Annotated in this window: 12 protein-coding genes; all 12 read left to right on the plus strand. The window is 55.5% G+C overall.

Annotated features, from left to right (window positions below):
* Window positions 1–46: 46 nt before the first annotated feature.
* Window positions 47–1,867 (plus strand): ABC transporter ATP-binding protein, encoded by a 1,821-nt coding sequence (locus QZ279_RS15365; RefSeq protein WP_293452590.1) that lies wholly within the window; start codon window positions 47–49, stop codon window positions 1,865–1,867.
* Window positions 1,868–2,055: 188 nt separating this feature from the next.
* Window positions 2,056–3,228, plus strand: a complete 1,173-nt coding sequence (argE, locus tag QZ279_RS15370; RefSeq protein WP_293452593.1) for an acetylornithine deacetylase — start codon at window positions 2,056–2,058, stop codon at window positions 3,226–3,228.
* Window positions 3,228–4,568, plus strand: coding sequence for an FAD-binding oxidoreductase (locus QZ279_RS15375; RefSeq protein ID WP_293452564.1), 1,341 nt, complete (start codon window positions 3,228–3,230; stop codon window positions 4,566–4,568). The genes argE and QZ279_RS15375 overlap by 1 nt, the downstream gene beginning before the upstream one ends.
* A 72-nt stretch (window positions 4,569–4,640) precedes the next feature.
* The gene (locus tag QZ279_RS15380) at window positions 4,641–5,816 is read left to right on the plus strand and encodes a M20 aminoacylase family protein (protein WP_293452567.1); all 1,176 of its coding nucleotides are present in this window, start codon (window positions 4,641–4,643) and stop codon (window positions 5,814–5,816) included.
* 12 nt (window positions 5,817–5,828) lie between these two features.
* Window positions 5,829–6,995 (plus strand): M20 aminoacylase family protein, encoded by a 1,167-nt coding sequence (locus QZ279_RS15385; protein ID WP_293452570.1) that lies wholly within the window; start codon window positions 5,829–5,831, stop codon window positions 6,993–6,995.
* 74 nt (window positions 6,996–7,069) lie between these two features.
* Complete coding sequence (locus tag QZ279_RS15390) at window positions 7,070–7,867, plus strand: glycosyl transferase (RefSeq protein ID WP_293452572.1); 798 nt, start codon at window positions 7,070–7,072, stop codon at window positions 7,865–7,867.
* 153 nt (window positions 7,868–8,020) lie between these two features.
* On the plus strand, window positions 8,021–9,184 hold the full coding sequence (locus tag QZ279_RS15395) for an isovaleryl-CoA dehydrogenase (RefSeq protein ID WP_293452574.1): 1,164 nt from the start codon (window positions 8,021–8,023) through the stop codon (window positions 9,182–9,184).
* Window positions 9,184–9,507: a hypothetical protein gene (locus tag QZ279_RS15400; RefSeq protein WP_293452576.1), complete on the plus strand. Its 324-nt coding sequence runs from the start codon at window positions 9,184–9,186 to the stop codon at window positions 9,505–9,507. Before QZ279_RS15395 ends, QZ279_RS15400 begins: the two co-directional genes overlap by 1 nt.
* Window positions 9,508–11,049 (plus strand): AMP-binding protein, encoded by a 1,542-nt coding sequence (locus tag QZ279_RS15405; protein WP_293452579.1) that lies wholly within the window; start codon window positions 9,508–9,510, stop codon window positions 11,047–11,049.
* A complete protein-coding gene (locus QZ279_RS15410) occupies window positions 11,046–12,650 on the plus strand; it encodes a carboxyl transferase domain-containing protein (RefSeq protein ID WP_293452582.1) in 1,605 nt (534 codons plus the stop codon). Before QZ279_RS15405 ends, QZ279_RS15410 begins: the two co-directional genes overlap by 4 nt.
* Window positions 12,651–12,714: 64 nt before the next feature.
* Window positions 12,715–14,661: an acetyl/propionyl/methylcrotonyl-CoA carboxylase subunit alpha gene (locus tag QZ279_RS15415; RefSeq protein WP_293452585.1), complete on the plus strand. Its 1,947-nt coding sequence runs from the start codon at window positions 12,715–12,717 to the stop codon at window positions 14,659–14,661.
* A partial coding sequence (locus QZ279_RS15420; protein WP_293452587.1) for a glutathione S-transferase N-terminal domain-containing protein occupies window positions 14,658–14,957 on the plus strand: 300 nt, incomplete at its 3' end. The genes QZ279_RS15415 and QZ279_RS15420, both read left to right, overlap by 4 nt.

Genomic DNA, 14,957 nt, shown 5'->3' on the forward strand with positions numbered 1-14,957 from the left:
TGATGTGCCTCTAGCCTGCATTATTGCTCGTATCGGGGGACGCATGATGCTTGACCAACCTATCGCTCAAATTGAGAACCTGCGGGTTGAATTCCAAACAAAAGACGGTCCTGTGGTGGGTGTTGAGGATGTTTCTTTCTCGATCAACCCTGGTGAAACGGTTTGTGTCGTCGGGGAATCGGGGTCGGGTAAATCAGTGTCTTCTCTGTCGTTGATGCGTTTGGTCGAATACGGCGGTGGTAAAATTTCAGGCGGTCGCATGATTTTTAATCGCAAAGATGACGGTCCGATGGATCTGCGCGATGCTGACCCCGATTTGATGCGCACGATTCGGGGCAATGAAATTGGCATGATCTTTCAGGAGCCGATGACAGCGCTGAACCCAGTGTTCACAGTCGGGCGTCAATTGACCGAGGGCTTGCGTGTTCATAAGGGCATGAGCAAGAAGCAAGCCGAAGAACGCGCGTTAGAATTGATGCGTCAGGTGCGTATTCCTGAGCCTGAAAAGCGCTTGGATCAATATCCCCACGAATTGTCCGGCGGTATGCGCCAGCGTGTCGTGATCGCGATCGCTTTGGCGTGCGAGCCCCGTTTGTTGATCGCGGATGAACCCACGACAGCGCTGGACGTAACGATCCAAGCCGAAATCTTGGCGCTGATGGATCGCTTGAAGCGCGAGACAGGTACAGCTGTGATGTTCATCACCCACGATATGGCCGTGGTCGCGCAGATGGCGGACCACGTTGTCGTGATGTTTCGTGGCAACAAGGTGGAAGAGGGCACAGTCGAGGAAATCTTTGAAAACCCGCAGCATCCTTATACCAAGGCGTTGTTGGCGGCGGTTCCCAAGCTGGGCGAGATGCGCGGCAAGGCAGCGCCCGAACCTATGAAGTTGCTTGGCAGTGATCAAGGTGAGATCAAACCGATCCTAGGGACGAACGAACCTTTACTGGTTGTGAAGGGTCTGACGACACGCTTTCCGGTAACGGGTGGCTTGCTGCGACGTGTGGTTGCGAATGTGCATGCCTCCGAGGATATTTCGCTCACGATCAACAAGGGACAGACCCTTTCGCTGGTGGGCGAGTCTGGTTGTGGTAAATCCACGGTAGGGCGGTCCTTGCTGCGTCTGGTAGAACCGATGAGCGGTGAGATATCTCTGGATGGTCAGAATATCATGCAGATGTCACAGCCAGAGCTACGCGAGGCCCGCCGCGATATGCAGATGATTTTTCAGGATCCGTTTGCATCGCTCAACCCGCAGATGCAGTTGATTGACCAAGTCGCAGAACCCATGCGCAATTACGGGACTGAAACAGGCAAGGCGCTGACGGATCGTGTTGAAATGTTGTTTGACCGTGTTGAACTGCCGCGCAGTTTCTTGCGCCGTTTTCCACATGAATTGTCAGGTGGTCAGCGTCAGCGTGTCGCCATCGCCCGTGCGCTTGCCCTGAACCCTAAACTGATCGTCGCGGATGAAGCGGTGTCTGCCTTGGACGTATCTGTTCAGGCGCAGGTGGTGAACTTGATGATGGAATTACAGGCCGAGCTAGGCCTGAGCTATCTTTTCATCTCTCACGATATGGCGGTGGTTGAGCGCGTTAGCCATTATGTGGGCGTCATGTATTTGGGCCGTATCGTTGAAATGGGGCCGCGCGCGGCGGTGTTTGAGAACCCACAGCACGCGTATACCCAGGCGTTAATGAAAGCCGTTCCGATTGCGGATCCCCGCAAACGCAAGGACGAGAAGGATTTGAACTTTAAACCGATCCCATCGCCCATGCACGACGCAGATTATAAGCCCGAGCCGTCTATGTACGAAGAGGTCAGCCCCGAGCATTTCGTGTTGCTGACCGATAGCGGGTATTGATCCCCTTAGCCGGAATAGCAGCGTGCTGCCCGGCTAGCGCCAGACCAGTCGATAGGGCTGGCGCTTTTGCAACGACAGCAATTCTCGTGGTGCGCAAGCAATGACCTTGCAAAGATAAACGACGCTGTTCTTACTGTAGTGCGCCACCCCACTGGTCAGGCGCTAGCCTTGTGAAGCGAGATAAAACGATGCCTAAAACCCTGTCCCCGCTCGAACTGATGACCAAGCTCATCTCGTTCCCGACTGTCAGTCGCGACAGTAACTTGCCTCTGATCGATTGGGTTGAGGAGTATCTGAACTCTCATGGGATCACGTGCCACCGTTTCTATGACGACAAAGAAGGCCGCATCGTTGAGAAGGCTGCACTGTTTGCGCATGTAGGGCCTCAGGTAGAGGGCGGCATCGTGCTGTCAGGGCATACAGACGTTGTGCCAGTAGACGGTCAGCCATGGGTAACAGACCCGTGGACCGTGACCGAGAAGGATGGCAAATACTTTGGACGCGGGACGTGCGACATGAAAGGGTTCGATGCCATCGCAATCTGGACGCTTGTCGAGGCGCATAAACGTGGTGTGAAACGACCCTTACAAATCGCGCTTAGCTTTGATGAAGAAATCGGCTGCACGGGCGCGCCGCCGATGATTGATCGGATCATGGAGACGCTGCCAAAGGCCAGCATGGTGATCGTTGGGGAACCCTCGATGATGCAAGCGGTGACGGGCCACAAAGGTGGGCGCGGATACCTAACCCATATCAAAGGGTTCGAGGTGCATTCGTCGATCCTACACACTGGCGTGAACGCGATCATGTATGGGGCCAAGCTGATTGATTGGGCCAATGATGTGAACACTGCTAACCTTGCGGCTGAACCCACAGAGATTGCGGCGCATTTTTTCCCCTCTTGCACAACCGCGCATGTGGGGATGATAGAAGGCGGTACAGCCCATAACATTACGGCCAAAGACTGCATCTTTGGTATGGATTTCCGCGTAGTCCCCGGTGAAAAGCCCGATGATTGGCGGGACCGCTACCTAGAGAAGGTGCGTGAGGTCGAAGCGATGATGCAGGCCGTTGTTCCAGAAACGCGCATCGACATATCCGAGAAATTCAATGTGCCGCCCTTGATGCCCGAAGAAAACGGCGAGGCGGAAACGCTGGTGCGCCAAATCACGGGGGATAACGCATCCCATAAGGTCAGCTACGGCACGGAAGCGGGCCAGTTTCAAGAACGCGGCTACTCTGCCGTGATCTGTGGCCCCGGTGATATTGCGCAAGCCCACCAACCCAATGAGTTCTGCACGGTCGAGCAATTCAATGCAGGTCACGCGTTCATGGAGAAGCTGTTAGAGCGTCTTGCCTAATGGCCTTCCCGATCAACGAGCAATCCCCGATTGAGCATGACGCGCCGCTGCCAAGCGATGCGGATGCAATCGTCATCGGTTGCGGTATCATCGGTGTAATGACCGCGTGGGAGCTTGCCAAAGCGGGCCTGAAACCTGTGCTGCTGGAAAAGGGCCGTATCGCGGGGGAACAATCATCGCGCAACTGGGGTTGGATCCGTGCGCAGGGGCGAGACGTTGCCGAGATTGCGATCACGCTTGAGGCCCAAGCGATGTGGCCAGAGCTGGATAAGCGGGCAGGTGGCGTTGGCTTGGCCCAAACCGGTACGTTGTTCATGGCCAAAGACGACGCGGGTATGGATGTTTATCAAGAATGGCTTGATCAGGCGGCACCGTTTCAATTGTCTTCCAAATTGCTCTCTGCGCATGAGTTGGCCGATCATATCCCTGCCGCCAATGCGCGCTGGGCGGGGGCACTGTATACGCCAACCGATCTACGGGCAGAGCCTTGGATCACGGTCCCTGCCTTGGCGCGCGCTGCGGTGGAAGACGGTGTAACGATCATTGAGAACTGCGCTGTTCGCATGCTTGATATTGAGGGCGGTGTTGTAACAGGCGTCATCACTGAGAAGGGCCGCATTAAATCAACGCGCGTTGCGCTTGCGGGGGGATCATGGTCGTCGCTTTTGCTGCGCCGTCACGGTGTTTCGATTCCGCAACTCTCAGTGCGCGCAACGGTGGCTGCAACAGGGGCTTTACCCGAAGTTGTCAGTGACAGCGCGGTTGATGAGCGCCTCGCGTGGCGCAGGCGACAGGACGGGAGCTACACGCTTGCGCCGTCCGGATTTCACGAACTCTACGTTGGCCCCGATGCGCTGCGTGCCTTTGCGGGGTTTCTGCCCCAGCTTATCCAAGACCCGCTTGGCACGCGTTATTTGCCCGCCGCGCCGAAAGGGTTTCCCGATGCATGGGGCACAAAACGGCGCTGGGCAGAGGGCGATATTAGCCCGTTTGAAAAGATGCGCATCCTGAACCCTGCGCCGAATGCCGCTAAAGTCCGCAAACTCGCGCGTGATTTTGCGGCGACCTTCCCGACGCTTGGCGAGGTGAAGATCCAAGACGCATGGGCCGGCATGATAGACGTGATGCCTGACGTGGTTCCCGTTGTGGATACCTGTGACACGTTGCCGAACCTGACCATTTGCACGGGCATGTGCGGCCATGGTTTCGGCATTGGTCCCGCGTTCGGGCGCATCACGGCCAAGCTGATGCAGGGCAAGGACACGACCCATGATCTATCGCGGTTCCGTTTGAGCCGTTTTTCGGATGGCTCCAAACTGGTGCTGGGTCCGAACTTGTAACGCGGCGTACCCCCTCTTGCGGGATGCGCATGAATGGGCCACGCTGACCCTAACACCGTGGGGAGAACCGATATGCCGATTCATAATAGATTTGCCGACTTGCACACTGAAATCACAGGTTGGCGCAGACATCTGCACACGATCCCCGAATTGAATTTCGATCTGCCCAAGACATCGGCCTATGTCGAAGAACGCCTGCGCGAGATTGGTGTCGACCTGTTAGAAACCGGTGTTGCGCAAACGGGTATGGTTGCTGTGATCAAGGGCAAGACGGACACTAAAGGCCGCGTCATTGGGTTGCGCGCAGACATGGATGCGCTGCCGATCATCGAGGCGGCTGATGTGGATTATAAATCCACACACGCAGGTGCGATGCATGCCTGTGGCCATGACGGTCACACAGCAATGTTACTGGGCGCTGCGAAATACCTTGTAGAAACGCGCAATTTCGATGGCACTGCCGTGCTGTTTTTCCAACCCGCAGAAGAGGGTGGCGGCGGCGGTAAAGTTATGGTCGATGAGGGCGTGATGGATCGCTACAATGTTAATGAGGTGTATGGTCTGCACAATATGCCTGGTGGCGCACAAGGGTCCTTTGCCATTCGCAAAGGTGGCCTTATGGCGGCGACGGACCTTGTTGAAATCAAGATCACGGGCAAAGGTGGGCACGGTGCGATGCCCCACCAAGCGATTGATCCCAACATCACCGCAGCACACATCCTGCTGGCGCTGCAATCGGTGACCAGTCGCAATGTGGACCCCCTCGAAAGCGCGGTTCTGTCGATCTGCATGATGAGCAACGATAGCGCGGCCTTCAACGTGATCCCGCAGACGGTAAACTTGTGTGGCACCGTGCGTACATTGTCCCCTGAGGTGCGTGGCTTGGTCGAGACGCGCATCAAAAAGCTGGTGACTTCCACCGCCGATGCTTTTGAGTGCACGGTCGAGATCACTTATGATCGCGGCTACCCCGTCACAGTAAACCATGACGCCGAAACCGACTTTGCGGTCGACGTTGCCAATTCTATCGCGGGCGAGGGCAATGTTGATCCCAACGTCGCACCCATGATGGCGGGCGAGGATTTTTCCTACATGCTAGAAGCGCGCCCCGGTGCCTACATCTTCCTCGGCAACGGCGAGGGCGGCGCAATGGTCCATCACCCCGAATACATCTTCAATGACGACATCATTCCCGTGGGCTGTTCATGGCTTGCCGGAATGGTCGAAGCACGCATGCCTGCTGCTTAAGGAGCCACACCGATGCCTATCAAAAACCGTCTTGCCGAAATGCTGCCTGAAATCACAGAATGGCGCCGTGATCTGCATGAGCATCCAGAAATTCTGTTCGAAACCCATCGCACGTCTGCAATCGTTGAAGAAAAGCTAGCGGCATTCGGCTGTGATGAGGTTGTCGGCAAGATTGGCCGCACAGGCGTCGTTGGCGTGATCAAGGGCAAGTCCAACATATCGGGCAAGGTCATTGGCCTGCGCGCCGACATGGACGCGCTGCCGATCCACGAGGAAACGGGGCTTGAGTACGCCTCTAAAACCCCTGAAGCGATGCACGCATGCGGCCACGACGGCCACACGGCGATGCTGCTGGGCGCTGCGAAATACCTTGCGGAAACCCGCAATTTTGACGGGACAGTCGTGGTGATCTTCCAGCCCGCCGAAGAGGGCGGCGGGGGTGGCAAGGAAATGTGTGACGATGGGATGATGGACCGCTTTGGCATCCAAGAAGTCTACGGCATGCACAATTGGCCGGGTCTGCCTGTTGGCGAATTTGGCATCCGTGCAGGTGCGTTCTTTGCCGCAGCCGATCTGTTCACAATCGAACTTGAAGGGCGCGGCGGTCATGCAGCCAAGCCAAGTGAGACGATTGATACAACTGTGATGGCCAGCCAATTGGTGTTGTCCTTGCAAACCATCGCCTCGCGTAATCTTGACCCGATTGAGCAGCTGGTCGTCTCTGTGACCTCGTTTGAAACATCTTCCAAAGCGCACAATGTGATCCCCCAAAAGGTCCACGTGAAAGGCACTGTGCGCACGCTGAGCCCTGCGGTTCGCGACATGGCTGAAAAGCGCATGGGCGAGATTTGTGTAGGTGTTGCGGCCACATATGGCGGAACGATCAATCTGGATTACCAACGCAACTACCCTGTAATGGTGAACTCTGAAGAACAGACCGAATTCGCGGCCAAAGTTGCGCAATCCGTCTCTGGAAAACCCACGCGTGAAGAGCCCCAAGTCATGGGCGGCGAAGATTTCGCCTTTATGCTGGAAGAGCGCCCCGGGGCATATATCGTTGTCGGCAACGGGGATTCAGCGGATGTGCATCACCCCAAATACAACTTCAACGACGAAACCAGCGCATATGGTGCAAGCTGGTGGGCTGAAATCGTAGAACAACGCATGCCAGCGGCTTAAACAGCAGCCCTTTTAAACCAAATGCGTCTAGGCTAAGCCGCCCTAGACGCATTTTTTATACTAGGATCACGCATATGCACGCCGCCACCATCGTCTGCATCAAATGGGGCACGCTTTTCGGCCCCGAATACGTGAACCGTCTCTACTCTGGCGTGCGTCGCAATATGACGCGTCCTATCCGTTTCATTTGTATGACAGAAAAGTCTGATGGCTTTCACCCTGATATCGAAGTGCTCCCGCTCCCGATTGAGCCGTTCTTGGAACCTATGAATGCCGCACTTGCCGTGGCCAACCGCCAGGGCGCGATGCGCAAGGTCTCACTGTTCAAGCCGGGCCTGATCCCAAATCTGCAAGGTCCGGTGCTTGGCTTTGATTTAGACGTGGTCGTCACAGGCAACCTTGATGATATATTCGATATGGCCCCTGGTAAGATCGCGATGCGCCACGATTGGACCGAAAAACGCAAAGGCCGTCCTACGGGCCATGGCTCTGTCTTTCGCTACGATCCCGCGATCCACACGTTCCTCTACAATGATCTGGCTGCAAACCCCTACGATGAGGTCGAAAAGGCGCGCGGATCAGAGCAACGCTATACATCGCATAAAGCCATGGATAACGACTGCTTTGAATACATTCCTGCTGAATGGGTCGTGTCCTTCAAATACGACACCAATCCGTTCCCGATGAATTATTTCCGCGCCTCAACCCTTCCCAATGACGCGCGCGTTGTGTGCTTCCATGGTCGTCCAAAAATGCCTGATGCCCTCAACGGCTACACAGGCCAGTTCATCCGCTACGCAAAACCCTGCGCATGGCTTCAAGACCACTGGATCGACCGCGCGGTGGCGGACCTCGGCGCTGATTATGCCTAACCCCAACCGCTTCTCCTTTTTCAAAATATCCCCGCCGGAGGCTCCGCCGCGGGCAAAGTAACTTGCCGTTCGAAAACGTGCTCACCGCTTGACGGAATCGCACGGCTCCTACATTATCTGAACAAGCGTTCAATAAACTCGGGAGCCACCGCCATGTTCATCCATTCCATGATATTCGATCTAGGCGAGGACGTGAACGCGCTACGCGATATGGTGCATCGTTGGGCGCAAGAGCGTGTAAAACCGATGGCTGCCAAAATCGACGCTGACAACGTATTCCCACCCGAACTTTGGGCTGAGATGGGCGAACTTGGCCTGCACGGTATTACAGTTGACGAAGAATTTGGTGGCTCGAATATGGGCTACCTCGCGCACGTGATTGCAGTTGAAGAAATTGCGCGCGCTTCTGCCTCTGTGTCGCTCAGCTACGGTGCGCACTCAAACCTGTGCGTCAATCAAATCAGCCTGAACGGCACGCCAGAGCAAAAGGCGAAGTACCTGCCGGGTCTTGTGTCTGGCCAACATGTTGGCGCGCTGGCGATGTCTGAACCCAACGCGGGCAGCGATGTGGTTTCGATGAAACTGCACGCGGAAAAGCGCAATGATCACTATCGCCTCAACGGCAATAAATACTGGATCACTAACGGCCCTGATGCGGACACGCTGGTCGTCTATGCAAAGACTGATCCTGATGCAGGCTCCAAAGGCATGACAGCCTTCCTGATCGAAAAGTCCATGACGGGTTTCTCCACGTCGAACCATTTCGATAAACTGGGTATGCGCGGGTCGAACACGGCTGAGTTGATCTTTGAAGACGTCAAAGTCCCATTTGAGAACGTGCTCGGCGAAGAAGGCAAAGGTGTGCGCGTTCTCATGTCCGGTCTCGATTACGAACGTGTTGTGCTCTCAGGCATCGGCACGGGCATCATGGCCGCGTGCATGGATGAAATCATGCCCTACATGGCGGAACGCAAGCAGTTTGGCCAACCCATCGGTAACTTCCAACTGATGCAGGGCAAGATCGCGGATATGTATACCAAAATGAACACCGCACGCGCCTACGTCTACGAGGTCGCTAAGGCCTGCGACAAGGGCAAGGTGACCCGACAGGATGCCGCTGCGTGCGTTCTTTATGCCTCGGAAGAGGCGATGGTTGTCGCCCACCAAGCGGTCCAAGCCATGGGCGGCGCGGGCTTCCTCAACGACAGCCCCGTCGCGCGTATCTTCCGTGATGCCAAGCTGATGGAAATCGGGGCGGGCACATCTGAAATTCGTCGCATGTTGATCGGTCGCGAACTTGTCGGGGCGATGTCGTAATGCAGCGCTGGTTGCTCTGGACGCCTATCATGGCGCTCACGGCGGCCACGGCTGTGTTTGGCCTACGCGTGGGTTGGCAGGTTGCAACCTTGACGGAAAGCGATGTGATCAGCCGTGCGGCGCAGGATTATTTGTCTGGTGGGCAAGGGCGTAGCGCAGTTGATTGTCTTGCGATACCTGCATCCCAGAGTGCAGTTTGGATAACGGTTATCTGTACGCCGCGAGGGCAAACACCTGCGATCTATCACGCCACGCGCACTGGCAAAATTCGCCTTGGAACGCTGCAATCCGCCATGCCTGAAACTTTGGTGCCTGAAACCTAGATGCAAAACGCGATCCCCACATATGCGCAGGTACGGGCCACGTTCGAATGGGATTTACCTGATCAGTTAAACATGGCGGCGCAATGTCTTGCACACCCGCCTGCGCAGATTGCGGTGCACGACTTGGTGCACGGCACGATCACATATGCCCAATTGGAAGCGCAAAGTGCGGCGCTTGCGCAGGTTCTGATCGACAAAGGGATCAGGCGTGGTGACCGCGTTGGCGTTCTTCGATCTCAGGATGTGTGGACCGCCGCTGCGCATTTGGCGATATGGTCCCTTGGCGCGATTTCTGTCCCGCTTTTTACGTTGTTTCAAGCTGATGCGCTGGATGTACGCACTTTGGATGCTGGTCTGTCCTTGATTATCACGGATCAGGCCAATTCAAACCGTGTGATGCACGCACCTGCTTTGGTGCCAGACGCGTTGCCAATCCTTGCAAACGCGAAGCTAACCATCGTGGACACTGGTCCAGAAACCCCTGCATGTTTGATTTACACATCGGGTACCACGGGCGCGCCAAAGGGCGCGTTGCACGGACATAGAATGCTGACAGGGCATTTACCCGGTGTCGTGATGAGCCATGACGCCTTGGGCCAACCTGACGATTGCCTTTGGAGCCCTGCGGATTGGGCGTGGATCGGCGGGCTGTTTGATGTATTGATGCCGGGTCTTGCGCTTGGGGTGCCTGTTGTCGCGGCGCGTTTGGCGAAATTTAACCTTGAGGGCTGTTTGGACGTGCTTGCGCGTGCGCCTGTGCGCAATGTCTTCTTTCCACCCACCGCGCTTCGTATGCTCAAAGCGGGGGATCTACAGATCAAAGGATTGCGCTCTGTGGCGTCTGGCGGTGAACCGCTTGGGACGGAAATGCTGGAATGGGGCAAGCGCGCATTTGGTCTGAACATCAACGAATTTTATGGCCAAACCGAATGTAACATGGTGGCGAGTTCGTCGAGCGTTTTGTTTGAACCGCGTGCGAATTGCATCGGCAAACCCGTTGCAGGGTTTGAGATTGAGGTACTGAACGAGGCGGGGACACCAACCTTGGACGAAGGCGATGTCGCAATTCGAAAAGGGGCCGCGTCAATGATGCTGGACTATTGGGACAAGCCTGAAGCGAGCGCGCAAAAGTTCAAAGGCGACTGGATGTTGACAGGGGATCGCGGCATCTGGGAGGGGGAATACCTTCGTTTCGTAGGTCGCGAGGATGACGTGATAACGTCGTCCGGTTATCGCATTGGCCCGTCAGAAATCGAGGATTGTTTGCTGTCCCATCCGTGTGTTGCAACGGTTGGTGTGATTGGCAAACCCGATGCTTTGCGCACAGAGATTGTCAAAGCGTATATCGTGTTGAAAGAAGACGTGATTGCCAGCAGTGACTTGGTGATTGAACTTCAAGTATACGTCAAGCAACGTCTCGCTTCATATTCATATCCAAGAGAAATTGAATTTTTGAGCGCTTTGCCTATGACCGTGACAGGCAAGGTTATTCGTAGAGAGTTAAAAGCGCGCGCACGCGCTGAACTGAAAGGTGCACCATGAAGTTAACGAGCAAAGCGCTACCGAGTTCGTCAGAGTTTCAAGCCAATGTTGCGGCCCATGAAGCCGCGCTTGCGCAAATCACGCAAGTCGCCCAAGAGGCAGCAATGGGGGGCAATGAAGCGTCCCGCGCGCGCCAAGTGAAGCGCGGCAAGATGCTGCCACGAGAACGGGTTGCGAACCTGCTTGATGTTGGATCGCCCTTTTTGGAAATCGGTGCGACGGCGGCGCATGGCATGTACGGGAATGTCGCCCCAAGTGCGGGCGTGATCGCAGGGATTGGCACAGTCGAGGGCCAAGACGTTATGGTGGTCTGCAATGATGCCACCGTGAAAGGCGGCACCTATTTCCCCATGTCCGTTAAAAAGCATTTGCGCGCGCAAGAGATTGCAGAGGAAAACAATCTGCCCTGCATCTACCTTGTGGATAGTGGGGGCGCGAACCTTCCTAATCAGGATGAAGTTTTCCCTGATCGCGATCATTTCGGACGCATTTTTTACAACCAAGCCCGGATGAGTGCGAAGGGCATTCCACAGATTGCCGCCGTTATGGGATCATGTACAGCAGGCGGCGCATATGTTCCCGCGATGAGCGACGTGACCATCATTGTGCGCGAACAGGGTACGATTTTCCTAGCGGGACCGCCTTTGGTAAAGGCCGCAACAGGCGAAATCGTCACTGCAGAGGATTTGGGCGGGGGTGACGTGCATACGCGTTTGTCGGGTGTTGCGGATTACCTCGCAGAGGATGACGCCCACGCATTGGCGCTTGTGCGTCGTGCGGTCAGCCATCTGAACCGCGCCAAGCCAAGCACTGTGCACTGGCAGACCTCAGAAGAGCCAGCCTACGATCCTGCGGAACTTTTCGGCGTTGTACCGGCGGATCTGCGCACGCCCTATGACATCCGTGAGGTCATCGCACGGGTTGTGGATGGATCGCGCTTTGACGAGTTCAAGCCGCGCTATGGCGAAACTTTGGTGACGGGCTTTGCCCATCTCAAAGGCTGTCCTGTGGGCATCATCGCCAACAATGGCGTGTTGTTTTCAGAAGCCGCGCAAAAGGGCGCGCACTTTGTCGAACTCTGCTCGCAACGCAAAATCCCTTTGATATTTTTGCAAAACATCACCGGATTTATGGTGGGTCGTAAATATGAAAACGAGGGGATTGCGCGCCATGGTGCCAAGCTTGTAACGGCGGTCGCAACGACCTCGGTTCCCAAGGTTACTATGCTGGTTGGCGGCTCTTTCGGGGCAGGCAATTACGGTATGGCGGGACGTGCGTATCAACCGCGTTTTCTGTGGACATGGCCCAACAGTCGTATCTCTGTAATGGGTGGTCCGCAGGCCGCTGGCGTCTTGGCGACGGTGAAACGAGATGGGATCGAAGCCAAGGGTGGCACGTGGTCGCCAGAGGAAGAAGCGGCCTTCAAACAGCCCACAATTGATATGTTTGAAGAGCAAAGCCATCCCCTAAACGCCTCTGCGCGGCTTTGGGATGACGGGGTGATTGACCCGCGTAAAACCCGCGATGTGCTTGCGCTTAGCCTGTCAGCGGCGCTGAACGCGCCAATAGAGGAAACGCGCTTTGGCGTGTTTCGGATGTAGGTGAGATGAATTTAATGTTTTGCATTCACTTCACAAGCATGTAAATTTAAAAAGGAAAAATCATATGTTTGATACGATCCTTATTGCCAATCGTGGTGAAATCGCGTGCCGTATAATGCAAACAGCGCAAGCCCTCGGTGTGCGATGTGTTGCTGTATATTCAGACGCGGATGCCAACGCGCGGCACGTTGAAATGGCGGACGACGCTGTTCATATTGGTGGATCTGCACCCGCAAGCAGTTATTTACGTGGCGACGTTATTATCAAGGCCGCTCTCGAGAGTGGCGCACAGGCGATCCACCCCGGATATGGCTTTCTATCTGAGAACCCTGATTTCGTTGACTGGGTTGAAGCGGCGGGTCTTGTGTTCATTGGACCAAGCGCTGATGCGATTCGTGCGATGGGTTTAAAGGACGCTGCTAAGGTATTGATGGAAAAGGCAGGTGTGCCTGTTGTCCCCGGATACCATGGGCCCAATCAAGATGATGCATTTCTAGCTGATCAAGCGGGGTCAATCGGGTATCCCGTGTTGATCAAGGCGGTTGCTGGCGGCGGTGGCAAAGGCATGCGCCTTGTTGAGCGCGGTGCTGATTTTCTAGATGCGCTTGCAAGTGCGCGATCAGAGGCAAAGGCGGCCTTTGGTAATTCGGATGTGCTTGTCGAGAAATTTGTAACCAAGCCGCGCCATATTGAAATCCAAGTGTTTGGGGATGGTACGGATGCAGTGCACTTGTTTGAGCGTGATTGCTCATTGCAGCGCCGCCACCAGAAGGTGATTGAAGAAGCGCCTGCACCGGGAATGACGGACGCCGTGCGCGCGGCGATGGGCGACGCGGCGGTCCGGGCGGCGAAGGCGATTGGGTATGCGGGGGCTGGGACGATTGAGTTTATCGTCGACGGCTCTGACGGGCTGCGCAAAGACGGGTTCTGGTTCATGGAAATGAACACGCGTTTGCAGGTGGAACATCCCGTGACAGAAGAGATCACAGGCGTTGATCTGGTGGAGTGGCAATTGCGGGTCGCATCGGGCGAGGCTTTGCCCCTGCAGCAAGAGGAATTGACGATCAGCGGCCATTCCTTTGAAGCGCGGCTATATGCAGAAGACGCTGCGAATGATTTTCTGCCGGCAACGGGTCGTTTATCGCACTTGCACTTCCCGAGTGCTGCACGCGCGGACACAGGCGTGCGCAGCGGCGATGAGGTAAGCCCATTTTATGACCCGATGATTGCCAAAATCACGGTTCATGGTGCGACGCGTCGCATTGCGTTGTCAAGACTGCGCCAAGCCTTGTCGCAGACGCAAGTTGCTGGAACCGTTACAAACCTTGGGTTTCTGCACGCTTTGGCCAGCCACGAAGGGTTTGCAACAGGGGATGTGGACACAGGTCTCATTGCACGCGATCAGGCCGCTTTGAGTGCTAAGCCGGAACTGAGCGCTGAGAGTATCGCGAACGCAGTCCTTTGCGCGACAGACTTACAAGGCGGCGCGTCAATGATGGGCTTTACGCTTTGGCAACCGCTTGCGCGGCAGGTCCATCTACGCAGTGCGGACGGTGATCTTCTGTGCAAGATCAAGATCAACAACCCGTCGCATGTGACAATTGAAACGCCTCTCGGCCCTGTGGAGGCATGGCGCAATGCAAAGGCGTGGTTGCTGAATGGACGGCCAAGCGCGCCGTCGATTTGCGTAGATCAACATGTCTATATCTTCGGGCCAACAGGTGCCGATTTTGCGGTCGTTGACCTGCTTGATCGCGCCAACAGCACAAGCGGGGACACTGATGTTATTGTCGCGCCAATGCCCGGGTTGGTGAAATCAGTATTTGTACAAAATGGACAAAGTGTAGACCTAAATCAGCGGCTTTGTGTACTAGAGGCTATGAAAATGGAACATTCCTTGCTGTCTCAACGTTCCGGTGTTGTTGCCGAAGTTTTGGTGTTTGAGGGTGATCAAGTCGAAGCAGGTGCCGCCCTTATTCGACTGGAACCTGAAGAGGAGGCAGAGACGTGAGCGACATTATTCTACATCATTGCCCGCAGACACGTTCAATGCGTAGTCTATGGCTGTTGCACGAGCTTGAAATTCCATTCCAAGTGGTCACGCATTCCTTTGATAAGAGCCTGCGTGACCCTTCCTACCTTGCGCTTTCACCAGCAGGCCGCGTGCCCGCGCTAGAGATTGAAGGCGAACGCATGTTCGAGACGGGTGCGATCACGGAGTATTTGTGTGAACGCTATCCTGATGCAGGCCTCGGTCGGCCTGCGGGTAATCCTGATCGTATGGCATGGTTGGTCTGGGTACATTTT

Source organism: Planktotalea sp., from assembly GCF_018607965.1.
Classification (GTDB): Bacteria; Pseudomonadota; Alphaproteobacteria; order Rhodobacterales; family Rhodobacteraceae; genus Planktotalea.